General features: G+C 72.2%; 23 protein-coding genes. 13 read left to right on the plus strand and 10 right to left on the minus strand.

Annotated elements, in window-relative coordinates:
* The first annotated feature begins 93 nt into the window (after nucleotides 1-93).
* A complete protein-coding gene (locus ACWC9R_RS05455; protein ID WP_450729075.1) occupies nucleotides 94-768 on the plus strand; it encodes a GOLPH3/VPS74 family protein in 675 nt (224 codons plus the stop codon).
* Nucleotides 769-792: 24 nt separating this feature from the next.
* Here ACWC9R_RS05455 and ACWC9R_RS05460 read toward each other — a convergent pair whose 3' ends face one another.
* The 3 genes from ACWC9R_RS05460 to ACWC9R_RS05470 all read right to left on the minus strand — a co-directional run bounded on the left by ACWC9R_RS05460 (nucleotide 793) and on the right by ACWC9R_RS05470 (nucleotide 5,079).
* Nucleotides 793-2,208, minus strand: a complete 1,416-nt coding sequence (locus tag ACWC9R_RS05460; RefSeq protein WP_450729076.1) for an amino acid permease — start codon at nucleotides 2,206-2,208, stop codon at nucleotides 793-795.
* Nucleotides 2,209-2,596: 388 nt separating this feature from the next.
* Nucleotides 2,597-4,099, minus strand: coding sequence for a sodium/proline symporter PutP (gene putP, locus ACWC9R_RS05465; protein WP_450729077.1), 1,503 nt, complete (start codon nucleotides 4,097-4,099; stop codon nucleotides 2,597-2,599).
* A gap of 344 nt (nucleotides 4,100-4,443) precedes the next feature.
* Nucleotides 4,444-5,079 (minus strand): methyltransferase domain-containing protein, encoded by a 636-nt coding sequence (locus ACWC9R_RS05470; protein ID WP_450729078.1) that lies wholly within the window; start codon nucleotides 5,077-5,079, stop codon nucleotides 4,444-4,446.
* Nucleotides 5,080-5,344: 265 nt separating this feature from the next.
* Here ACWC9R_RS05470 and ACWC9R_RS05475 point away from each other — a divergent pair, with 265 nt between their 5' ends.
* Nucleotides 5,345-5,761 carry an Asp23/Gls24 family envelope stress response protein gene (locus ACWC9R_RS05475; protein ID WP_362601863.1) on the plus strand — a complete coding sequence of 139 codons (417 nt, stop codon included), beginning with the start codon at nucleotides 5,345-5,347 and terminating at the stop codon, nucleotides 5,759-5,761.
* Nucleotides 5,762-5,812: 51 nt separating this feature from the next.
* Here the strand turns inward: ACWC9R_RS05475 and ACWC9R_RS05480 are convergent, their stop codons facing one another.
* Nucleotides 5,813-6,880, minus strand: coding sequence for an SMP-30/gluconolactonase/LRE family protein (locus ACWC9R_RS05480; RefSeq protein WP_450729079.1), 1,068 nt, complete (start codon nucleotides 6,878-6,880; stop codon nucleotides 5,813-5,815).
* A gap of 142 nt (nucleotides 6,881-7,022) precedes the next feature.
* A complete protein-coding gene (locus tag ACWC9R_RS05485; protein WP_450729186.1) occupies nucleotides 7,023-8,327 on the minus strand; it encodes an NAD(P)/FAD-dependent oxidoreductase in 1,305 nt (434 codons plus the stop codon).
* A 153-nt stretch (nucleotides 8,328-8,480) separates the two neighbouring features.
* Here ACWC9R_RS05485 and ACWC9R_RS05490 point away from each other — a divergent pair, with 153 nt between their 5' ends.
* Nucleotides 8,481-8,834, plus strand: a complete 354-nt coding sequence (locus tag ACWC9R_RS05490) for a hypothetical protein (protein WP_450729080.1) — start codon at nucleotides 8,481-8,483, stop codon at nucleotides 8,832-8,834.
* A 221-nt stretch (nucleotides 8,835-9,055) separates the two neighbouring features.
* Here the strand turns inward: ACWC9R_RS05490 and ACWC9R_RS05495 are convergent, their stop codons facing one another.
* Both ACWC9R_RS05495 and ACWC9R_RS05500 read right to left on the minus strand, forming a co-directional pair.
* Nucleotides 9,056-9,535 (minus strand): DUF5709 domain-containing protein, encoded by a 480-nt coding sequence (locus ACWC9R_RS05495; RefSeq protein WP_362601868.1) that lies wholly within the window; start codon nucleotides 9,533-9,535, stop codon nucleotides 9,056-9,058.
* A gap of 122 nt (nucleotides 9,536-9,657) precedes the next feature.
* Nucleotides 9,658-10,074 carry a DUF2795 domain-containing protein gene (locus ACWC9R_RS05500; protein ID WP_362601870.1) on the minus strand — a complete coding sequence of 139 codons (417 nt, stop codon included), beginning with the start codon at nucleotides 10,072-10,074 and terminating at the stop codon, nucleotides 9,658-9,660.
* Nucleotides 10,075-10,343: 269 nt separating this feature from the next.
* On the opposite strand from ACWC9R_RS05500, the gene ACWC9R_RS05505 reads away from it, so the two are divergent.
* Nucleotides 10,344-11,480: a baeRF2 domain-containing protein gene (locus tag ACWC9R_RS05505; protein WP_450729081.1), complete on the plus strand. Its 1,137-nt coding sequence runs from the start codon at nucleotides 10,344-10,346 to the stop codon at nucleotides 11,478-11,480.
* A 91-nt stretch (nucleotides 11,481-11,571) separates the two neighbouring features.
* Nucleotides 11,572-11,700 carry an LPFR motif small protein gene (locus ACWC9R_RS05510; RefSeq protein WP_433137587.1) on the plus strand — a complete coding sequence of 43 codons (129 nt, stop codon included), beginning with the start codon at nucleotides 11,572-11,574 and terminating at the stop codon, nucleotides 11,698-11,700.
* An 86-nt stretch (nucleotides 11,701-11,786) separates the two neighbouring features.
* On the opposite strand, the gene uriT is transcribed toward ACWC9R_RS05510, so the two are convergent.
* Nucleotides 11,787-13,244, minus strand: coding sequence for a uridine transporter UriT (gene uriT, locus ACWC9R_RS05515; protein WP_450729082.1), 1,458 nt, complete (start codon nucleotides 13,242-13,244; stop codon nucleotides 11,787-11,789).
* On the minus strand, nucleotides 13,241-14,188 hold the full coding sequence (uriH, locus tag ACWC9R_RS05520; RefSeq protein WP_450729083.1) for a uridine-preferring nucleoside hydrolase UriH: 948 nt from the start codon (nucleotides 14,186-14,188) through the stop codon (nucleotides 13,241-13,243). Before uriH ends, uriT begins: the two co-directional genes overlap by 4 nt.
* Nucleotides 14,189-14,532: 344 nt before the next feature.
* Between uriH and ACWC9R_RS05525 the strand changes: the two genes are divergently transcribed.
* From ACWC9R_RS05525 to ACWC9R_RS05535, 3 genes are all read left to right on the plus strand, one after another.
* Entirely contained in the window at nucleotides 14,533-15,534 is a 1,002-nt protein-coding gene (locus tag ACWC9R_RS05525; RefSeq protein WP_450729084.1) for a LacI family DNA-binding transcriptional regulator, read from the plus strand.
* Nucleotides 15,535-15,799: 265 nt separating this feature from the next.
* Nucleotides 15,800-16,318: a lytic polysaccharide monooxygenase auxiliary activity family 9 protein gene (locus ACWC9R_RS05530; RefSeq protein WP_450729085.1), complete on the plus strand. Its 519-nt coding sequence runs from the start codon at nucleotides 15,800-15,802 to the stop codon at nucleotides 16,316-16,318.
* A 221-nt stretch (nucleotides 16,319-16,539) separates the two neighbouring features.
* Nucleotides 16,540-17,487 (plus strand): hypothetical protein, encoded by a 948-nt coding sequence (locus ACWC9R_RS05535; RefSeq protein ID WP_362602085.1) that lies wholly within the window; start codon nucleotides 16,540-16,542, stop codon nucleotides 17,485-17,487.
* A gap of 202 nt (nucleotides 17,488-17,689) precedes the next feature.
* On the opposite strand, the gene ACWC9R_RS05540 is transcribed toward ACWC9R_RS05535, so the two are convergent.
* Complete coding sequence (locus tag ACWC9R_RS05540) at nucleotides 17,690-18,118, minus strand: DUF779 domain-containing protein (RefSeq protein WP_450729187.1); 429 nt, start codon at nucleotides 18,116-18,118, stop codon at nucleotides 17,690-17,692.
* Between the two features lie 472 nt (nucleotides 18,119-18,590).
* Here ACWC9R_RS05540 and ACWC9R_RS05545 point away from each other — a divergent pair, with 472 nt between their 5' ends.
* The 5 genes from ACWC9R_RS05545 (at nucleotide 18,591) to ACWC9R_RS05565 (ending at nucleotide 22,565) form a co-directional block, all read left to right on the plus strand.
* Nucleotides 18,591-20,141: an AAA family ATPase gene (locus tag ACWC9R_RS05545; RefSeq protein ID WP_450729188.1), complete on the plus strand. Its 1,551-nt coding sequence runs from the start codon at nucleotides 18,591-18,593 to the stop codon at nucleotides 20,139-20,141.
* Between the two features lie 82 nt (nucleotides 20,142-20,223).
* Nucleotides 20,224-20,469 (plus strand): response regulator transcription factor, encoded by a 246-nt coding sequence (locus ACWC9R_RS05550; RefSeq protein WP_450729189.1) that lies wholly within the window; start codon nucleotides 20,224-20,226, stop codon nucleotides 20,467-20,469.
* 673 nt (nucleotides 20,470-21,142) lie between these two features.
* A complete protein-coding gene (locus ACWC9R_RS05555; RefSeq protein ID WP_450729086.1) occupies nucleotides 21,143-21,280 on the plus strand; it encodes a hypothetical protein in 138 nt (45 codons plus the stop codon).
* A 62-nt stretch (nucleotides 21,281-21,342) separates the two neighbouring features.
* Entirely contained in the window at nucleotides 21,343-21,873 is a 531-nt protein-coding gene (locus ACWC9R_RS05560) for a DinB family protein (protein ID WP_450729087.1), read from the plus strand.
* 119 nt (nucleotides 21,874-21,992) lie between these two features.
* Complete coding sequence (locus ACWC9R_RS05565; RefSeq protein ID WP_450729088.1) at nucleotides 21,993-22,565, plus strand: PadR family transcriptional regulator; 573 nt, start codon at nucleotides 21,993-21,995, stop codon at nucleotides 22,563-22,565.
* Nucleotides 22,566-22,567 lie beyond the last annotated feature (2 nt).

Genomic DNA, 22,567 nt, shown 5'->3' on the forward strand with positions numbered 1-22,567 from the left:
CGGTGACCGCTACCCCGCCGGCCCGGCCCCTCCGGCCGGGCGCCCCGCCCGAGCGAGGGGCATGCGCGAGATGTCCCTGACAGGGAGCCCTCCATGACCACACCGCGGGATCTGCTGATCGTCGCCATGGACAGGGAGTCCGGCCGTCCGCTGGAGCGTGGCGACCTGTCGCTGGCGCTCGCCGGAGCGGAGCTGATCGAGCTGCTGAGCGCCGAGGCCGTCCGGCTGGACGGCGAGCGCATCGTGCCGGGTTACCGGCCGGTGATCCCGGACCGTCTGTTGGACCGGGCCGCGTCGTCGCTCGTCCAGCAGGCGCCGTACGAGACGGTCGACGACTGGCTGTGGCGCCGGGGGCACGGCCTGGCGGCGGCCTATCTGGCCGCGTTCGAGGACGAGGGGCAGCTCACACGGGAACACCACCGCTGGCAGCCCTTCCGGAGCGACCGGACGGTGCTGGCGGATTCCCCCGACCGGCGCCGGGCGGCGGAGCGCTGGACCGCGCACGAGACCGTGCTGACCGCCCTCGCCGCCGCCGCCGGGATCGAGGGGACCGACGAAGACACCACGGAGGGAACCGACGGCGGCACCATCGAGGGGACCGACGGCGGCACGGAGAACGGCGGCGAGCCGGAGGCGGCCGGTGAGGCCGTGTCCCTCGTGCTCGCCGCCGTCCATGACGCGGTCAGGGAGCTGGAGGCCGAACGGCAGCGCCGGGCCATCGAGAAGGCGGCCTTCGACAACGTCTGGCGCGGGCCCGGCGGCGACTGACCGTTCCTGGTCGCCGTACCGCGCTCAGTCGGTGACGGCGGCGGCCCGCCGGTCGCGGCGCTGCTTGAGGTGGCCGGCCCCGGCCAGCGCCGCCACCACGACGGCCGTGCCGACCAGCTGCTGCCGGCCGTCCGCACTCGCGGCCATGACGGCGAAGACACCGAGGATGGCGGCGAAGGTGAGCCAGGTCAGATAGGGGAAGCCCCACATCCGCACCGAGAGCAGCTCGGGGGCCTCGCGCTCCAGACGGCGGCGCATCTTCAGCTGGGTGAGGCAGACGATGGACCAGACGACCAGTACCGAGCAGCCGGCGATGTTCAGCAGCCAGGCGAACACGGTGGTCGGCCAGACGATCCCGGCGACCACGGCCGCGAAGCCGAAGACACAGGAAGCCAGCACGGCCGCCATCGGCACGCCCCGGGTGACCTTGGCCAGGAAGCGCGGGCCCTGGCCCCGGTGGACCAGGGAGTACGCCATGCGCGACGAGCCGTAGATGTTGGCGTTCATCGCGGAGAGCAGGGCCACCAGCACCACGATCTGCATGATCGTGCCGGCCGACGGGATGCCGAGTGTGTCGAGCACGGTGACGTACGGGCCGTCCGTGGCGACCTTGGGGTTGTTCCACGGCACCAGGGTGACGACCACGGCCATGGAGCCGATGTAGAACACCGCGATGCGCCAGACGGCGGTGCGGACGGCACGGGCCACGTTCCGGCTGGGGTTGTCCGACTCCGCCGCGGCGATGGTGACGGTCTCCAGTCCGGCGAACCCGGAGATGGTGGTCAGCAGCCCGGCGGCGAGCCCGGCGGCACCGGTCGGGAAGAAGCCGCCGTGACCGGTGAGGTGGCTGGTGCCGGGTGCGTCGCCGAACACCCCGAGGATGCCGAGCACGCCCAGCACCAGGAAGGCGACGATCGTGGTGACCTTGATCGCGGAGAACCAGAACTCGAACTCGCCGAAGTTCTTGACCGCGGTCAGGTTGCTGGCGCAGAAGAACGCCATGAAGATCGCCACCCAGCCGTAGGCGGGGATGAACGACACCCAGTTGTGCATGATCGTGCCCGCCGCGGTGGCCTCGGCGGCCACACCGGCGCAGAGCATCAGCCAGTACATCCAGCCCGAGGTGGCACCCGCCCAGGAGCCGATCTCCTCCTCGGCGTGCACCGAGAACGAGCCGGTGGAGGGCCGGGCCGCGGACATCTCGCCGAGCATCCGCATGATCAGCATGACCAGCGCGCCGGTACCCATGAAGAGGAGGACGATGGCCGGTCCGGCCGCGGCGATACCGACGCCGGAGCCTACGAAGAGCCCCGCGCCGATGACCCCGCCGAGCGCGATCATCGAGAGATGGCGCTGCTTGAGGCCGTGCGACAACACGGACTCGGATTTCTGCCCGGCCTCCGGGGAGTTCTGGGGTGACCGGGTGTTTGTCCGACTCATGGTCGTGCCTGTTCATTGCTTGAGACGTTCGGTGAGCCCGACGAGTGTGCGGGGACGTGTCGCACGTACGACGTCGATGCCCGCCATTCGGACGATTAGCTCACGCGTGGTGCAGGGTCCGACACGCACCGGAGTGGCGCTCTTGGGGTGATTACCCCCGCGAGGGGACGGAACGGCCGTGCCCGGAGCGCGAGTTGTGTGGGGCGCGCCGTCGGAGTCCGCCGGGCACAGGGCAGTTCAACGACTCCCGGCCGCTGCCCGTCAACTCGTCCGGCCCGATACGCCTGTCGCCGCTCCGCCGCTCCGCCGCTCCGCCGCTCCGCCGCTCCGCCGCTCCGCCGCTCCGCCGCTCCGCCGCTCCGCCGCGCGCGGTGGCCCGGTGCCGGACTCAGCCGACCGGCACCGAGGCCGGGTGCTTGCGCTCCATCGAGCCCGACCAGGTGCGGCGCGGCGGGCGGCCGACGAACTTGCCGAAGAGCAGCGCCGCCGCGGTGGCCGCGAGCACGCCCGGCACCATCTCGTAGATGCCCGACTGCAGCGGCCCGAGGAGCGGGTCGATGTGCTTCCACAGGACGACGGTGGCCGCGCCCGTCACGATGCCGGCCATCGCCCCGGCCCGCGTCATCCGCGGCCAGTAGAGCGACAGCAGGATCACCGGTCCGAAGGCCGCACCGAAGCCCGCCCAGGCGTACGCGACGATGTCGAGCACGGCGCCGCCGCTGAGCGCGATGACGTACGCCACCAGGGCGACCGCGACCACCGTCGCGCGCGCCGCCAGCACCATGGACGCGTCCGAGGCCTGCCGTTTGACGAACGCCCGGTAGAAGTCCTCGGTGAGGGCCATCGCCGAGACCAGCAGCTGACTGTCCGCGGTGGACTTGATCGCGGCCAGCACGCCGACGAGCAGGATGCCGGCGACCCAGGGGTTGACCAACTGGGCGCAGAGCGCGATGAAGACGGTCTCCGGGTTGTCCAGCGTCTGGTCGAGCGTCGCGATGCCCACCAGCCCCACGAGGGAGGCGCCCGCCAGGCAGACGACCACCCAGCTCACGCCGATCCGGCGGGCCCGGGGGATCTCGCGGGTGCTGCGGATGCTCATGAACCGGGCCAGGATGTGCGGCTGGCCGAAGTAGCCCAGCCCCCAGGCGAGCAGGGAGATGACCGCCACCGCGCCGAGCGGCCCGCCGGACGTCCACCGGCTGCCGTCGAAGCCGGCCTTCGCCCCCATGTCCAACAGGGCCGGGGTCTTACGGGTGAGCACCTCGTGCAGCGCCCCGAAGCCGCCCAGCATCCCGATACCGATCGCCGGCAGTGCCACCGCCGCGCAGAACATCACCGTGGCCTGGATCGAGTGCGTCACACTCACCGCACGGAAGCCGCCCAGCACCGTGTAGAAGACGATGACCACCGCGAAGACGGTGAGCGCGAACTCGAAGCCGCCGCCGAAGATCCCCTCGAACAGCACACCCCCGGCCAGGAGTCCGCTCGCCACATAGACGGTGAAGAAGACCACGGTGACGGTCGCCGAGACCAGCCGCAGCGTTCTGCTGCCGTCCTCGAACCGCTCCTCCAGATACGCCGAGAGCGTCTTGGCGTCGCCCGCGTGCTCGGTGTACGTCCGCAGCCGCGGCGCGACCAGCAGCCAGTTGAGATAGGTGCCGACGGCCAGCCCGACGGCGATCCACGAGGCGCCGATCCCGGCCGCGTACACGGCGCCGGGGAAGCCCAGGAACAGCCAGCCGGACATGTCACTGGCGCCCGCCGACAGCGCCGCCAGCGGTGCGCTCAACCGGCGCCCGCCCAGGGCGAAATCGGAGAACGTCACGGTGTCCTGATACGTCCAGATGCCCACGGTCACCATGGCGAGCAGGAATATCCCGAATGTGATCATGACGGGTACGATCAGGGGTGTCACCACTGCTCCCTAGCTGGCTGCTGGCACTGCCGTCGGCGGCACGGGCGCCCGGGGGAGATCTCGTGAGGAGATCCCGGGGGCGAGAAGGCTCCGGCGCGTGCAGACGATACGGATCTGCCACCGGGAGCGGCACCCTTTTGACAGATGTCCTTGGCGACCGCGAGCCCCCGCGACCCCCGGTTCCCGCAGGCCCGGGACGCGACGGGGGCAGACCCTACCGTGGGCCCCGGCCCTTGGCAGTGACCAACATCCCTCTGGTGAACGGGAGTTGGCGTGTTCCAGGTGGGTGGGGCCGTACGCCGGGGCCGGTGCGGCAGGTGTCAGGCGGTCCGGCGACGCAGCTTCACGGTGTTGTCGGTGCGTGGGTCCGGCGTCCCGTCGTGGCCGGTCCGGAAGCTCGGGTGCTCCTCGCAGCGCAGCAGGTCCCACTCCCCGTCCGGGAGCGCGAGGGCCGCGACGACCTCCTCCGGAGTGGGCGGCGGGGCGCCGGAGTCGGGCTCCGAGGCGGGCGTTCCGGCATGTCCGACGATGAGCAGCACCCCGCCGGGCGCGACGGCGGCAGCGGCCCGCCGCAGGATGTCCGCACGCGGCATGGTGGCGCCGTGGGAATGCAGGAACTGGGCGGTGACGAGAGCGAAGGTGCCGGCGGGGAACGAGCTGCCGAGGTCGTGCCGCTGCCAGTTGATGCGGTCGGCGGCCCCGCTCGCCGCCGCGTGCTCGGCCGCCCGGCCGAGGGCGACGGCGGAGATGTCGACGGCGGTGACCTCCCACCCCTGCCCGGCGAGCCAGATCGCGTCCGCGCCCTCCCCGCACCCCAGGTCCAGGGCCCTGCCCGGCGCGAGGTCGCCGGCCTCCCGGACCAGGGAGGAGTGGGGGCGGCCGCTCCGGACCCGGTCGCTCCGCGCATAGCGGGCGTCCCAGAATTCCGCGTCCGGGACGGTGGCGTCATGGGGCATGGGGTCCTCCTCGGTCCGTGTTCCTCGGGCGCGGCGGTGACGCCGTTCTCGGTGCCGTACCGCCTGTGCCGGGATGGTCCGCCGGGCGCACCGAAAAGGGCAAGGTGCGTTGCCGTACCGGCAAAGCGGGCGGATGCCCGGCGGGCGGCCCCCGCGTCCCCCGCGGCCGCCGCGGTCCGGTTCGGGAGGCAGCGTCACCCGTACGGCCATAGCGTGAAGAGAGGGCCGAAGACTTCCCCTCGACGGAGCACTGGGGTGATGCGCAATGACCGAGTTCGCAGAGCGCGGGTCGCGGAACACCGGGGACCTGGGCCGGACGACCATCGCCGACGGTGTGGTCGCGAAGATCGCCTTTCTGGCGGCCGGTGACGTGACAGGAGTTCATGCCCTGGGCAGCGGGCTCTCGCGGTCGGTGGGAGCGCTGCGCAAACGCGTACCCGGCGGAGGCACCACCACCACGCACGGCGTCAAGGTCGAAGTCGGCGAGAAACAGGCGGCGGTGGACCTGGACATCGTCGTGGAGTACGGCGAGGTCATCCCCGAAGTGGGGCAGGCCGTACGGGAGAACGTGATCTCCGCGGTGGAGCGGATGACCGGTCTCGAAGTCGTGGAAGTCAACGTCGCGGTCAGCGATGTACGGCTCCCCGAGGAGGACGAGGCCGAACCGGAACGGGTGGTGTAGCGGCACGGCACGGGCGCGGTCCCCGGACGGCGGGTGCCGCGCGCGGGACGGTCAGCGGGCGGGGGCCGGTCCGCCCGGTCCGTCCGGTCCGTTCGCGCCGGGAAGCGCGCACACGGCGATACCGCGTTCCGCGACACTGCCCATGGCCAGCAGACTCCCCGTCCGGCAGACACTGGTGACCATCCGGTACGGAGACCGCACGGCGCGCAGATCGCGGGCCGTACGGCCGTCGGGACCGACCGCCAGCACCCGCACCGTCGGATGCGGCGGCAGGGAGAGCCGCAGCCGCTTCGCGACCTCCCAGGCCGTCCGCCGGACCGTGCGCGGCATGCCGTGCAGCAGGGTCACACCGGCGGCCGGGGGCCGTGCCAGCGCGACCCAGAACTCCCCGTCGGGGGCGAGGGAGATGTTGTCGGGGTAGCCGGGCAGCTCGCGGGCCAGGGTGCGGGCGGTCCCGGCACCGGGGCCGGTGAGCCGGTAGCGCAGGAGACGGCGGGCCCCGGTCTCGGCCACGGCCAGGAAGGACTCGTCCGGGGCCAGCGCCACGCCATTGGCGAACTGCAGTCCCTCCAGCAGGACTTCGGGCCTGCCGCCGGGCCGCAGTCGCAGCAGCTGCCCGGTTCCGGTGTGCTCCAGGAAGTCACCCAGCCAGGTGTCGAGGCCGTAGCGGCGGCTGGAGACGGTGAAGTAGACCGTGCCGTCCGCCGCGGCGGTCACATTGCTGCAGAACCGCAGGGGCGCGCCCGCCACCTCGTCGGCGAGCACCCGCACGGTCCCCTGCCGCGGGTCGATGCGCAGCAGACCGCGTGGGGCGTCGCAGACCAGCAGCTCACCGCCGGGGAGGGGGTGCAGGCCGAGCGGTCTGCCACCGGTGTGTGCCACGGCCGTCGCCCGGTCCACGGCGCCCGTCGCCGAGAGGCGCAGCCGCCAGACCGTGCCGTCCGCGGCGCCCGCGAAGAGGACGCCGTCGGCATCGGCCACCACGTCCTCGGGGCCCTCGATCTCGGGCGCGACGACCCGCAGTGCCGGGAACGCCCGCGGCCCGCCGGGTGCGGTGCGGCCCGCCGAGGGCGCGCGCACCCCGTCAGCGGCCGCCGGGCGGACCTGTGGCAGCTCCATCTCTCGCCTCCGGACTCCTGGGCCGACGGTGCGCCGCACCGCCCGTACATGGCGCACGGTTGCCTCTCCGGCCAGCCAAGCAGACCCCTCCGCGGCCGGCCCGTGCGCCACGCTCCGTGTCGCCCGCCCGGGTGCCGCGGGCTCAGGTCCGGCCGGGGCCCGAGCCCACCCGGGCCACTTCGGGGGTTTCGGTGTCCAGCGGCACCGACCAGGAGCGGACCAGGCCCAGCTGGACGGCCTGGCGCGGCAGCACCGCGTCGAGGAGCCAGTCGGCGGCCACCCGGACGCGGTTGCCCGGCATGCCCAGGAGGTGGTAGCCGCGGGTGATGACTCCGGCGAGCGGGCCGGACAGCGGGATGTGCAGCGGGTTCGCCGCGGCCTGGATTCCGCCCAGGTCCACCATGAAGCCCAGGTCACGATGCTCGTAGACGCGCGGGGTGCCCTGCCCGCAGGACGCCGCCACATTGTGGGCCACGACCTTGCCCTGACGCTGGGCGTGCTGGGCGGTCATCGGTGTCGTCTCGCCGGGACGGGTCAGGTCGGGGACGGCCGCGGCGTCACCGCAGGCGAACACCCCCGGCCGGCCGGGCACCCCCAGGAACGCGTCGACACACAGCCGCCCCTTGTCGGTGGGCAGCCCGAGCGAGCTGACCAGCGGATCGGGCCGTACACCCACACACCAGATCAGCGAGCGGCTGCTGACGAACTCGCCGTCGTCCAGCAGCACCCCGTCCGGGGTCGCCTCCTTCACGGAGGTACGGGTGCGGACGTCGACGCCGCGGGCGCGCAGCACCCGCTCCGCGGTGCGCGACAGTCGCTCGTCCAGCTCGGGCAGCAGCCGGCCGGCGATGTCCAGCAGCAGCCAGCGGGGGCGTGGTGCGTCCCGCAGTGCGGTGTTCTGCCGGACCAGGGAGTCGGTGAACCGCACGCCCTGGGCGGTGACTTCGGTACCGGTGTAGCCGGCGCCCACGACGACGAAGGTGGTCCGGGCGGCCCGCTCGGCCGGGTCCTCGGCCGCGGCGGCCAGCTCGATCTGACGGGTGATGTGGTCACGGAGGTAGAGCGCCTCGGGCATCCCGCGGAAGCCGTGGGCATGCTCCGCGACACCCGGGACGGGCAGCAGTTTGTTGACGCTGCCGACGGTCAGCACCAGCCGGTCGTAGGACAGCGAGCCGGCCCGGTCCTCGGGGTCGGTGTAGTCGACCCGCCGGGCGTCGAAGTCCACGTCATGGACCTCGCCGAGCACGAGCCGGACGCCCGGCAGGGTCCCGGCGAGCGATACCGAGATCCGGCGGGGTTCCAGAATCCCGGCCGCCACCTCCGGCAGCAGCGGTACATACAGAAAGTAGTCATGCGGATTGACGAGCACGATCTCGGCGGCCCCCTTGGCCTGCCGGGAGAGCGTGCGGGCACATTCGTAACCGGCGAAGCCGGCTCCGACGATCACGATCCGAGGACGACGTCGCTTCACGTGGACTCCTGCGGTCGAGGGTGGTGCTCGAGCGCCGGGCCGAACGGCGGTCACCGTCCGGTGCGGCCGACGGCCGGCGCGGGCACACCGTGGTGCCCTGTCGGCTAACCGGTGTGCGGCCGGGTACACATGGCCCCTTCTCATTCTGGCCGTGACGGACCCCTGGCGGCACGCCGAGGGGCGGACCGGGGCAGCTACCGCCCGCTGCCCCGCAGGAGGAAGGGCCGCACCCGGTCGTTCGGCCAGGCCCTGGAGGACGGCCATGTCTCCTTCTGGCTCGACGGCAGCAAGCTGCACGGCGGCTGTGCGCTCACCCGCTTCCGCACCGCCGAGGGCCCCGGCAAGCGGGAATCCTGGCTGCTGGTCAAGGAGAACGACGACCGGGCCGGGCGGCACGGGACACCGGACGCCCGCCGGGCCCGCTCCGTACGCAGCGGCCGCACCCTGAAGCGGGTGGCCGCCGAGGAGGGCACGGGGAACTGATCGAACGGGCCCGAATGAAGGGCCCCGGAATGCGGTGTCGACGTTGTCCGGGAATTATCCCCGGAACTCGGCATTTCCGCCCGCCGAGGCCGGTCACCGGCTGACCGCCGGACCGCCGGAAAACTCGGCACTCGTCTCCTGGGAAAAGCCGCCGGAACCGCGGCCGTAATTTCCCACGCCACAATCTCCCACGCCACAGGGACGGGATGACGGGACCGCCCTCAGACCTCCCGGTCCCCGTCCTCCGCGCTGTCCCGGGCGATGTGCACCGCGGCCTCCTCCGCCGACGCGGCGCCGCCGTCGATCCCGACGTCGCGGGCGGCGATGTCATTGCTGCCGCCGCGCCAGAACCCCTCGTCGGAGCCCACGAGCCGGCCGGCCCGCTCCTCACCGCATTCGAGGTCCGTCGGCTCCCCGACCCCGTCCGGCAGATCGCCGATCCCGTCGCCGTCCGGCGCGCGGACGTCCGGTACCTCCACCGACAGCCGGTGCTCCAGCGACTCCCGGTCGTGCAGCTCCCGCGCGGTGGTCCCCTCGTGGTTCACCACGAAGGGCCGCTCGGGCGGCGAATAGCCGGTGTCCAGCGTCGCGTCGAGGTCCGGCTCGTCGAGGGCGTCCTCCATGTCGAGGTCGTTGGGGTTGTCCTGGGGATCGGATCTGGGCGGCTGGTAGACCTCGTCGCCCATCGCGTCGTCGGACATAGCCGCCCTCCTTCTACCCGTCCACTCCGCCCGGCCGCCGGGTGCGGCAGGTGCGTCTACGGTCAATTGTCCGCCTCCCGGTGGCTCCCGGCACCGCCAGGAAGCGCGGACCCGCCCCGGCCTCAGGCGTGCCGGTGCTCCGTCGCGATCCCGACGGCCTCGGCGATGCTCTGCACATTGCCGAACCGCTCGTGTGCGGGCAGCCGCTCGGCCATGGTGACCAGCCGGTCCGGCGCGTTGTTGCGCCGCAGGGTCTCGATGATCGCGTTCCTGTCGGCCGGATACAGGCTCCGCCCGAGGTGCTGGGCGAGTTCGGAGCGCAGCCCGACATCCCGCTCGGTCATACCGGTCGGTGTGCCGCCCCGGAAGTCGCTCTCGGGGGACCACGCCGCCACCGGCTGGTCCTCGCCCGCCGGCTGGAGTTCATGCTCCTCGACCGTCCGCAGGGAGCGCTCCGCCGTCAGTTGCCCCCGTAGTTGCTTCTTCATCATGTCGTCCCGGGCGGGACCGGTCTTGTCCGTTCCGTGTTCCATGACCATGGGTGCCTCCGGCTCCACGAGTCCTGCGGACCCGTCGCGTTACTCCCAGTTTCCCTGGTCCCCCAGCCCTAACAACCCGGCGCGGCAGTTTCCACCCCGCACACGGAAATCGCGCGGACAGGCACGGAACGTGACACCAGATGCATATGCCCTCGATGCATACGCCTTTCGGGAACGGGAATTCGTAAGGCAGCCCACCGCATACCGATGAGGGCCCTTCGCACAACAGGAGAATCCACGGAATCCGAGGAAGCCAAGGAGGCAGCGCCATGCGACTCTCGCTCCTGAAACCGGTCATCGACCGGCCGGGCCCCTGGGCATCCGTCTATGCCGATGTCTCGCACAGCACCGAGGACGCCGCGAAACAGCAGGAGTTGACGGCCGGCGCCACCACGGCGCAGTTGTTCGCGCTCGGTGCGGACGAGGCCACCTGCGGGGCGGTGCACGAAGCACTGCTCACCCGGCACGAAGGCGAACCCGGCGAGCACTCCGGGCGGGCGCTGTTCGCCGCCCACGGGGAGATCGTGCTCGACACCCCGCTCCCCGGGCCCCCGGCCACCCCCTTCGCGGCGTGGGGACCGGTGCCCCGCGTCACGCCCTTCCTGGCGGCCGTCGGCGACGACCCGGTCTGCCTCGTGGTCCGCCTGGACCGGTCCGGGGCGGACTTCTCCGTCCTCGGCGCAGGCGGCACCGAGGACGCCGCCGGCCAGGTCGGCGGCGCCGACTGGCCGCTGCACCGCACCGCTTCGGGCGACTGGTCCGAAGGGCACTTCCGCGCGAAGGTGGAGAACACCTGGGAGCACAACGCGCAGGAGATCGCCGACGCGGTGCGCGCGGCGTTCGAGGAGTGCGCCGCCGGGGCCATCGTCCTGATCGGCGACGCCCGCGAACGCCACCTGGTGCACGACAAGCTGCCCGAACCGCTGCGCGCGCTCACCTACGAGAGTGAGCACGGCGGGCGGGCGCCCGGTGCCGAGAGCACGCTGGTGGACCGGGACATCGCCCAGGTCAGGGCGGTTCAGGAACGGGAGCACATCGCGCAGGTCGCGGACCGCTTCCGCACCGGCGCGGGGCCGGGAAAGGGCGCCCCGCACGCCGCGGCCGGCATCCCCGCCCTGGTCGAGGCGGCCCGGGAGCACCGGATCGACACCCTGCTGATCAGCCCGCACGGCTCGGACATCGCCCGGCCCGTCTGGGTGGGCTCCGACGCCGATCAACTCGGCGTACGGGGAACGGAGTTGCCGTACCTGGGCGAGACGCGTCCGGCCGCCGCGCGGGCGGACGACGCACTGGTGCGGTCGGCGGTCGCGAGCGGCGCCGACATCGTGGTGGTCCGTGACCCCGAACGGGCACCGTCCGGCGGGCTCGGCGCCATCCTGCGCTGGACGGAGGAGAAGACGGGGTGACTGCCGCCGCGGCAGACGCTCCCGCCCCCTCGACCCGGCCGACGGCCCCACAACAGGTGTGGTGCCGGACGGCCATGACGGAGGTTCACTCATGCTGAAGGCGATCGCGGATGTTCTCAGGTCGATCGGCGGCGCCGTCGCCACCGTCGTCACCCTGCCGTTCCGGGCGGTGGCCCGGCTCTTCGGCGGGGCCTCGGACACCGTGCACGGACACCACTGACGCGGGGACGGGGGCCACGGCGACGGGACCGCCCGCCGACCGGCAAGTCCGGTCGGCGGGCGGTCCCGTGAGGTGCGGTCGGCGTCTCAGCCCTGCGCTTCGGCCGCCACCGGCTTCGGTATCAGGAAGGACGTCGCGATGGCCGCTGCCAGGATGGCCACGCCCGCGATCATGCCCGCGGTGTAGCCGCCGGACGACGACGGGTCCGCCGGTGACGCGGCCGTCTTCACCGCGTACAGGAGCGCGAAGCTCAGTCCCGCGCCGAGGTTGAAGGCACCCGCGTTCAGACCGGGCAGGAAGCCCGGGTTGTCGCTGGGGGAGAGGACGATGCCCAGTCCGTTGAGGACGATGTTCGCCACGCCCGCGTAGGCGATGCCCACCAGGACGGACGTCGCCAGCAGCAGGAGCTGCGAGTGGCTGTGCATCGTGACCAGCATCAGGGCGACCGTCGCCACCGACCCCACCAGGCCGAACCGCAGCACCCGGCCGTAGCCGAAGGTCGCGGCGAGGCGGCCGGCCAGCGGGCCCATGGCCAGTCCGGCGAGCGCGTACGGCGACAGCGTCCACCACGCGGACTGTTCGGCGCTCATCCCGAGACCGGCCTGGGCGTCCTGCGCGAAGGCCGGGATCAGCCCGTTCATGACGGCGAACACACCGGTCATGGTGAGCACGGTGGTCAGCAGGGTCGCCCAGGTCGCCCGCTGCTTGAGGTGCCGGGTGGCGACCAGCGGGTGGCCGCTGCGGTTCTCGGTCCGCCAGAACAGGGCGAAGGCGGCCCCGGCCACCACGAGCAGCACGGCGATCAGCGGCCAGTCGGCGGCGGCCAGCTTGCCCGCCTCGTTGAGCGCGGTCAGCAGCGAGCCGACCGAGATCACCAGCAGCGCGACTCCGGGCCAGTCCATCCGGGTCGCGGTGGGTGCCTTCGACTCGGGGGTCAGCGTGGCGACGAGCACGGTGGCCAGGGCGGCCACGACCGCCATCGCCCAGAACACCGACGCGAAGCCGTGCCGGTCGGCCAGGTAGCCGCCCGCGAGGGAGTCGACACCGGCGATACCGCCGTTGACGGCGGTGATCACGCCCAGCAGGGTGCCGTACCGCTTCGGCTCCCGCACCTGCACCCGCAGCATGATCAGACACAGCGGGACGACCGGACCGCAGACGCCCTGGATGACGCGGCCGACGAACAGCATCGGCACGCTGGTGGCCAGGGCGGCGACGACGCAGCCGACGACCATCAGACCGAGCATCCCGGCCAGCACCCGGCGGCGCCCGATGACATCGCCCAGCCGCGGCAGGAAGAGCGAGAACAGCGCCGCCGAGGTGAAGAACGCGGTCTGGGTGAGGCCGATCTCCGCGGAACTGGCACCGAGGGTGTCCTCGATGTTCTTCAGCGCCGGGCTGAGCATGCTCGCGTTGAGCTGGAAGGCGAAACAGGCCGCGAGCAGCGCGGCGACCAGCACGCCGGTGCGGACTCCGGACCCGCCGCCGCTCCCCTCGGCGGTGCCCGTCCCGGTGGCGGTGTTCGTCTCGGTGGGAGTGTTCATGCCTCGATGTCGCCGATCCGCTCGAGCGCGTCCACGACGAGGTTCCAGAACCGCTCGTGGTCGAGCGTGACGGCGACCTGGGTGGTGCAGTCGTCCGGTGCGGGCGCACGGAAGTCCGTGACGGTCATCCCGAGCGTGAGCGCGCCGCGCAGCTCGATGTCGACCGGGGCCTTGCGTACGGTCATGACGTCCGGGTCGATGACGTAGGCGACCGCGCACGGGTCGTGCACCGGCGGGTGGTCGAAGCCCTGGTTCTCGCGGTAGGCCTCGCGGAAGAAGTCCAGCAGCTCACCGACGAACCTGGCGGGGCGGGTGCCGACCGCGTCGATCCGCGCGTCGACCTCGGGGGTCGCCAGCGCCTGGTGCGTCAGATCGAGACCGACCATGGTGACCGGCCAGCGCTCGTTGAAGACGATGTGCGCGGCCTCGGGGTCGATGATGATGTTGAACTCGGCGACCGCGCTCCAGTTGCCCTCGTGGAAGCCGCCGCCCATCAGGACGACCTCACGGACCCGCTCGGCGATCCGCGGCTCCTTGCGCACGGCCAGCGCGATGTTCGTCAGGCCCGCGGTCGGGACGATGGTGATCTCGCCGGGCTCGTGGGACATCACCGTGTCGATGATCAGGTCCACCGCGTGCCGGCGGTCCAGCTCGATGTCCGGCTCGGGCAGCTCCGGGCCGTCGAGGCCGGTCTCGCCGTGGATGTCCGGCGCCGTCTCGATGGCCCGGACCAGCGGACGCGGGCAGCCGGCGGCGAAGGGCACCCCCGTGATCCCGGCGATCCGTGCCACGGACAGGGCGTTGCGGGTCACCTTCTCCAGCGTCTGGTTCCCGACCACGGTCGTCACCGCGACCAGCTCGACATCGGGATTGCCATGTGCCAGGAGCATGGCGATCGCGTCGTCATGCCCCGGGTCGCAGTCGAGGATGATCTTTCTGGCCAACGGAAGAGCCCCTTTGCTCTGCTGCTCGGAAATGTGGTGCGGAGGTGGTGGTGTGCGGGCCGGTACCAGCTCCGGCGCACAGCGCGCCCGGCGGTCACCCATGGCGAGCCCGGGCGGGATGTCAGCAACGAGCGAGCAGCATGGGAAAACGTTCTCCGGAAACTTGACGCATGGACCTGCCGGTTGTCAACGGTTCAATCTCTGCCCTACCGGGCGCTTTCGGGACGAAGCGAGGCCGTCGTGAGGGGGAGATCCACCTCTCATGGGACAACGTTTGCCGCGCGGGTACGGGGGCGTATGCTCCCTCCGGTTCGGGCGGGCCGAGCGAAGGGAGCCGCGGGACGGTGGCCGAAGTCACGTTGAAGGACGTCGCGCTGGCGTCCGGCTGCTCCATTGCCACGGTCTCCCGCGTGCTGGCCGGCACCCGCCCGGTCGGCGTCGAGACCGCCCGTACCGTACGCGAGGCGGCCGAGCGCCTGGGCTACCGGCCCAACCAGGTGGCCCGCGCCCTGCGCAGCCGCTCCACCGGGACCGTCGGACTGGTCCTCCCGCAGATCACCAACCCGTTCTTCCCCGCCCTCGTCCGGGAGCTGGAGCACGCCCTGCACGCCGAGGGGCGGGCCGTACTGCTCGCCGACTGCGACGACGACCCGGTGACCGAGGCGGCCAGGATCGGCGCGCTGCTCGGGCGGCAGGTCGATGCCCTGCTGCTGATACCCGTCGATGAGCGGCACAGCCGCGAGGCGGTGGCGGGCGCGGCGGCCCGGGTGCCGCTGGTGCTGCTCGACCGCGGCTGCGGCCCCGGCGTCGCCGACTCCGTCGCCGTCGACAACGCGGCGGGTATGGCCCTCGTGCTCGATCATCTGGCCGCCACCGGCCGCCGCCGCCCTTGTTTCGTGGGGGCCGCCGGGACCGCGTCGGCGGCGGTCGAGCGGCGCGCGGCGTACGAGGCGGGAGCCGCGGCGCTGGACCCCACGGCACCGGGGCGCGTCGCGCTCGGCGACTTCTCGGTGGAGTGGGGACGCGCCGCCGTCGACCGTGTCCTGCCGTCCCGGCCGGACGCCCTGATCTGCGCCAACGACCTCATCGCCGCCGGCGCGCTGCAGCGGCTGCGGCAGCTCGGCGCGGACGTGCCGGGCGAGATCGCCGTCACCGGCTTTGACGACATCCCGCTCGCCGGCCTCGCCGACCCGGCGCTGACCACCGTCCGCCAGCCGGTCGCCGAACTGGCCGCCGAGGCCGCCCGCCTGCTGAGCCACCGGCCGTCCACCGGGGCGTCCGGGGCGCGGCGCACGGTCCGGCTCGCACCGCACCTGGTCGTACGGGCCTCCAGCGCGCATCTCTGACGTGGCGTCAATCGTCTTGCAGAAAAGGCGAGTTGGCTGAAGCCGGCCGGTCAGGCGGTGACGCCTGCCGCGAGGGGCCGCGTCTTCCGCTGCGCGCTGCCGGAGCCCTTGACCGTACGCGGTCACGGAGTAAAGTCTAGACCAATTGGTGTACACCTTCGCGTCATCCCCCCTCAACGAGGCCTCCTCCGGGCGGACATGCGGCGCCGCGGCGGGCGTCGGTCCCCTGAACTCGTGCGGCGGCCTCCCTCGCGAAAGGTTCGACATGCACACGAAAAGAAGGCTGGCCCTCGCCATCGGTGCGGGCATCGCCCCGCTGCTCGTCGTCACCCTGCCGGCCAGTCCGGCGAGCGCACACGGCTATGTGTCCTCACCGCCCAGCAGGCAGGCACAGTGCGCCGCGGGCACCGTCGAGTGCGGTGCGATCAAGTGGGAGCCACAGAGCGTCGAGGGCCCCAAGGGCCTGACCAGCTGTAGCGGCGGCAACAGCCAGTTCGCGGAGCTCGACGACGACAGCAAGGGCTGGAAGGCCACCCCGATCGGCAGTTCCCAGACCTTCAACTGGAAGCTGACCGCACGTCATTCGACCAGCACCTGGCAGTACTTCGTGGGCGGAAAGAAGGTCGCCGAGTTCAACGACGGCGGTGCCCGGCCACCGGAGACGGTCTCGCACACCGTCAACTTCGGCGGCCTCACCGGCAAACAGAAGATTCTCGCGGTCTGGAACGTCGCCGACACCGCGAACGCCTTCTACGCCTGCATCGACGTCACCATCGGCGGATAGCCCCTTCGCCGGACTCATCGACACCTCTCGCTCCTCCGGTCCCTCCCGCATCCCTCCCTCACCCCCTCCGTCCCTTCGTCCGGCTCCCGTCCCCGTCGCCTCGTCCCCTGCCGCCGTTCACCTCCGTGAGCGGCGGCACGGACGGCGCCGGGGCGGGCGACGCACCCGTTACGATCGGCCCATTCATGGCCGTCGTTCGTGGCCGCTGCCGGGAGGAAGAGATGGGCCTGTTCCGCCGAGGACCGAAGCGGGATTCGCGCGACCTGGTACGTGACGGGGAGTTCAGCTTCTTCTCCGAGCGTGAGGGCGGTGTCTTCAGATCACAGGTGCGGCAGGCCTTCGCGGAGAAGGGACTCGAAGTCACCGCGTACGCGGGCGTGGTCACCGACTCCGCGGGCCGGCAGTTCGGCCTCGGCAACCTCGCCGCGGTGTGCCACCGGGACCGGCGCGGGGAGCGCAGCTGGCCCGCGCTGATCCGGGATCACGTCGGCAAGGTGCTCCGGACGATGGACGGCCCGCAGCCGCTGGAGACCCTCAGCGCGGACGAGATCCGGGCCTGCCTCTACCCCCGGGTGGTCGCCCAGGAGACGCTGCCCGCCTCGGACTCCTTCCGCTACGGCCGGGCACCGGCGCCGGGACTGCGGGAAGTGCTCGCCCTCGATCTGCCGGAGGCCGTGCAGATGCTCAGCGAGGACTCCCTGACCGATCTCGGTGACGTGGCCGAGCTGCGTATCCGGGCGATGAACAATCTGCGTGCGCTGCCGGTCGAGGGGCACGAGACGGTGCGGCGCGGCGACGGCTCGGCGTTCGAGGTGCTGCTCGGCGACTCGTTCTTCACCGCGAGCCGGGTGCTGGTACTGGACGAGCTGGTGCAGCGGCTCATGGGCACCGGGCTGACACCGGACGGTGCGCTGGTCGCCCTGCCCTTCCGGCACCAGCTGGCGTTCCACCGTATCCACGACGCCCAGGTCATCCCGGCGCTCCAGGCGATGGCGCAGTTCGCGGCGGCCGGTCACGAGGACGCGGCGGGCGCCATCAGCCCCCGGGTGTTCTGGTGGCGCCGGGGCGTGATGACCCCGCTGAGCGAGCGGGACGGCGACGGGTTGCGGGTGGTGGCCGACGCCGACTTCCAGGAGATGCTGGAACGGCTGGTGCAGGGCGAGGCCTGAGGGACGCCGCGGACCGGGCCCCGCCGCGGAGGCCGTACCACGGTCATTTCCCGGCCCGCACAAGATTTTCTCGGAGAATCCCGGCCCGGAGGGAACCCGAACCGCCGTACACCCGTTTCTACAAGTGAGGCCCCACGCTCTCCCCCGTGCGTGGGGCCTCACCTGTGCGCCGTGCCGCCGACCCCGCCGCGCCCCGGCCGCGTCAGCCGTCGAGCGCCGCGCGCTCCTCCTCGGTGAACAGCCGCGAGCGGATCAGGAAGCGCACACCCTCCGGCGCCTCCAGCGAGAACCCGCTGCCCCGCCCCGGTACGACGTCCACCGTCAGATGGGTGTGCCGCCAGCGCGCGAACTGGTCCGCCGACATCCAGAAGTCCACCGACTCCGGCACGCCCTCCACATCCAGCCGGGCCAGCAGCGCATCCGACGATCCCGTACGGAATTCCCCCGCCGGGTAGCACATGGGGGCGCTGCCGTCGCAGCAGCCGCCGGACTGGTGGAACATCAGCGGGCCGTGCTGCTGCCGCAGCAGCCGCAGCAGTTCGGTCGCCGCCGCGGTGAGCGCGATGCGCGCGACGCTCTCCGGGGCCGCGGTGTACGGCGCGGCCGTCTCCCACCCGTCGCCGCCGCCCATCAGCGCCGGCCCGGCTTCCACGCGCGGCGGCCGACCGGCAGGTTCCTGGTCCCCGGTGGGTACATATGTGGCTTCCTCTCCCTCACCATTCCGCCCCTGAACAGCGGAAACGGATGCCGTGTACGTGCGCGGTCCGGTGGGCGGGCCGTCCGGGCCCGGCCCGGAACGCGCCCACCGGGCTGTCGCCACGGCGGCGTTCCAGTGAACCCTCCGCGAGGTTGCGCCATGGTTGCACGCGGCACCCGGGAAGCGGGGGCGAGCGCCGGGCGTACGCCTGTCGCGGGCGGCGGCCGCGCGGGCGCACCGCGGGCGGACATCCGGGCGCCCGCCCAGGCAACCGCGGTGCGCGCCGGAACATCTCGCAAGCCACACGAGAACGACGAGAGTTGAGCAACTGGTGACGTTCGCACATTCCCGGGATGCGTGCGGTGACGACTGGCCCTTGGTGGGGCGCGAACGCGAACTCGCCGCCATGGACGCCGTGGCCGCCGACGTCCTGTCCGGCCGTCCGCACGTCGTCCAGCTCGAAGGGTCCGCCGGCATCGGCAAATCGGCCCTGCTGAACACCTGGTGGGAGCGGAACGGGCAGTTTCGTGTGCTGCGGGCCCGCTGCCACCCCCTGGAGCGCCAGTTCGCCTTCGGCGCCGTGCGGCAGCTGTTCAAGCCGCTGCTGGCGGCCGCCTCCGCAGGCGACCGGGCAGGCCTGCTGGAAGGGATCGCGGCGGTCACGCTGCGGGCCCTGGACGACACCGCCGGCGCCGGTCCGCTGCCGGAGGCCGCCGATGTGACGGCGTCGACGCTGCGCGAGCTGGACGCACTGGTCGCCCGGCTGTCCCGCCGGCAGCCCCTGCTGCTGGCCGTGGACGCCCTGCAGTGGATCGATCAGCCCTCGCTGCGCTGGCTGGTCCACTTCGTCGGACGGGCGGACAGCCACCCCGTGCTGATCGCCGTGACCACCCGCAGCGCCGAGAGCCGACGGCTCGATCCGCTGTTCGCCGAGCTGGTCCGGCCGGCGAACTGCCACACCCTCGTCGTGGAGCCGCTCGGCGTGGCCGACGTGGGACAGCTGGTGCGGACGCTCTGGGGCGCGGACGAGCCCGACGAGGCCTTCTGCGCCGCCTGCCACGCCGCCACCGGCGGGCACCCGCTGTTCGTCCGGGCCCTGCTCCACCAGGCACAGCGCACCGGGGTGAAGCCGACGACGGAGTTCCGGGACCGGATTCCCACGGTCACCCTCTCCACGCTCGGCGGGGAGATCTCGCACCGGCTCTGCCAGGCGTCCGGCGAGGTCGTGGAACTGCGACCGGCTCAACCGCCGGCTGACCCGGCAGGTCTCGGGCCGCGGCATGGAGCTCCTGGTCTCCTCCCTGACGGTCTACCGGGCCGTACTGGCGCTGCGCCGCGGGAACATCGCCGAGGCGCTCGCCGCGGCACAGGACGCGGACGACGCCTCCCCCGCCGGCCGGCCGCCGTACGGCCTGACCGTGGACGCGGTCAGGATCGACGCCCTGCTCGCCCAGGGCCGGGTCGAGGCCGCCGAGCGCATCGCGGCCACCCACGCCCTGGCGGGGCAGACGGACATCGCATGGGAACGGCCCCGGTTCCTCATGAGCCTGGCCGCACTGCGGATCGCCCAGGGCGAGCTGCGGACGGGGCTCTCCCTGCTCCGCGAGTGCGGTCACCACTACGAGGCCCTGGGAACGGTCAGCCCGGCGATGTCCCCGTGGCGCTCGCGCGCGGTCGCCGTCCATCTCGCCCTGGGGGAGGCCGGGCCGGCCCGTGCGCTGGCCGAGCAGGAGCTGGAACTGGCCCGGCGCTGTCAGCTTCCCCGGGCCCTCGGGATGGCGCTGCGGGCGGCGGGGAACACGGCGGACGGCGCCCGCGGGCTCGACCTGCTGGCCGAGGCCGTGACGGTACTCCGGCCCACTCCCGCACGCCTCGAACTCGCCCGCGCCTGCCACGACTTCGGGATCGCGCTGCTGCGCCGGGACGACAGGCGCGGCGCCCGCAGGTCCCTGCGTGAGGGCCTGGACCTCGCCGTCGGCTGCGGCGCCACGGCGTTCGCCACACGGCTGGAGGAGGGGCTGCACCTCGCCGGCGGGCGGGTGGCCAGGACCGGGACCCAGACGCTCCGCGGGCTGACGGCAGGGGAGGAACGCGTCAGCACACTGGCGGCGCAGGGGTACAGCAACAAGCAGATCGCCGAGCTGCTCGTCGTGTCGCTGCGGACCGTGGAAACCCATCTCACCGGCGCCTACCGCAAGTTGGGGATCTCCGGGCGGCCGCACCTGGCGGCCGCGATGGCCGAGGCGGGCGGATTCCGGCGGGGGAGCGACGCGAACGGCTCCTGAGTGCGGCCCGGGGGCCGGTATCGCGGGCCGCCCTCGTTCCCGTGGTGCGCTGGGCGCGGGGACCACGGTTCCTCGTGGTCCGACGCCGTGGTCCGGCAATTCCCCCGGCAGTTCTCGTGGTTACCCCGAGAGGTGCGCTCCGGGTACCGAAGGCTTAGCCGGAATCAATTGATCCGCCAGCTCCCTCATGACTTACTCAGATCTCACAACGCCGCATTCTTCCGGTGCCACCGCACCGTGCAAGAGGGAGCAACAACCGTGAAGGTCGACCATCGGGCGGTATGCGGTCTTCTCGCGGTGGGGGCCGCGTGTTTCTCCACCGTACTCTCCGCACCCGCCGCTAATGCGGCACCCGACAACTACATCCAGATCACTCATCACGCCGGCATTCTCGCCAACACCTGCTACAAGTGGCGAGACGCCGAGGGCAAGAACTACTGCCACAACGTCCGTCCGGTGAACGACACCTGGAAGGCGTATTTCCCCGCGGAAGCGACCGGCGCGAAGATCGACCTCAGCACCAGCATCGTCGATTACGCCACGGTGGACACCGCCGCGGTGACCGACACCGACAGCTCTCGGTGCCGTCACCGTCGCGCTCGCTTCGGTACCCGCGGCATCCGCCGCACAGGGCTCCGCCCTTCCCGACGTCAACGGCCACACCGACAAGTGGGTGGAGGAAGGCAGCCCCTCCGTCACCTACGACAACGGATACCAGGTGAATTCCGCGGCGGAGGTCAAGCGCGCACTGGACCAGTGCATTGAGGGCACGCTGGTGTCCGGAATCCACGTCCTCCGTGTGAACTGCTGATCACGCGCCCCGGGCCCGTCGGTGATATTCCGCCGACGGGCCCCTCCGGTAAGGTCCCCACCATGGTCCAGAGAATCGAACCTGCCGCAGAGCCTCCGGTGACTCTCACCAGCCCTTACGACCTGCTGACCGGCTATCTCGATTTCTACCGGAACGCCGTGCTCCGCAAGTTGGCGGGAATGTCCGACGAGGAGCTGAGGAACAGCCGGCTGCCCAGCGGCTGGTCACCACTCGGACTGCTCAAGCACCTGGCCGGTGTGGAACTGCGGTGGCTGCAATGGGGATTCAACGGGGAGGCCGTCGAAGAACCGTGGGCCGAGTTCACGGCCGGCTCCCGGGTGTGGCATGTCGATCCCGGAGAGTCCTTCGAGGACGTCAAGACGTTCTTCCAGGAGCAGTGCGCACGGTCCCGCGCCATTGTCGCGGCGGCCCCCTTGGAGGACCGGGCGGCCACCCTGGGCGGAAAGGTCCCGGCCGACGAGGACCGTCCCACCCTGATCTGGATTCTCTTCCACCTGCTCCAGGAGTACGCCCGCCACGCGGGCCACCTCGATGTCGCCCGTGAGCTGGCCGACGGGGCAGTGGGGGAGTAGGACCCGGCCCCGCGACGGACCAACACGCCCTGCCCCACCGCGCCCCGCCCGGGTGAGCCGCGTCTCACCCCGCCGGGGCCTCTTGTCTATGCAACAAGTTGCATAGAAGGATCGGGGGCATGGCGCTCGAGCACGCGATCCTTGTCTCCCTGCTGGAGAAGCCGGGCTCCGGCTATGAGCTGGCCCGGCGCTTCGAGCGGTCCATCGGACACTTCTGGACCGCCACCCACCAGCAGATCTACCGCGTCCTCAAGCGCATGGAGAGCGACGGCTGGGTCGATGTCCGCGAGGTGCCGCAGCAGGCCCGGCCGGACAAGAAGGAGTACTCCGTCGCCGCTCTCGGCCGCGCCGCGCTCTCCGCGTGGCTGCACGAGCCGATCGAACCCGAGAGCGTCCGGCACGACCTCGCCGTGAAGATCCGCGGTGCCGCCTTCGACGACCCCGCCGCGCTGATCTGTGAGGTCGAGCGGCACCACCAGATCCACACCGACCGCCTCGCGCACTATCTGGCGGGGGAGCGGCGCGACTTCACCGGCCCCGAGGCCCCCGCGACGCCCGACCCGGGCCGCGAACTCCAGCACGTCGTCCTGCGCGGCGGCATCTCCTTCGAGCGCATGACCCTGGCCTGGCTCGACGACGTCCTCGCCACCCTCCACCGGCTCCGCCCCGAGCACGGAACCGGCGCCGGATGAGC

The organism is Streptomyces sp. NPDC001219, from assembly GCF_053597915.1.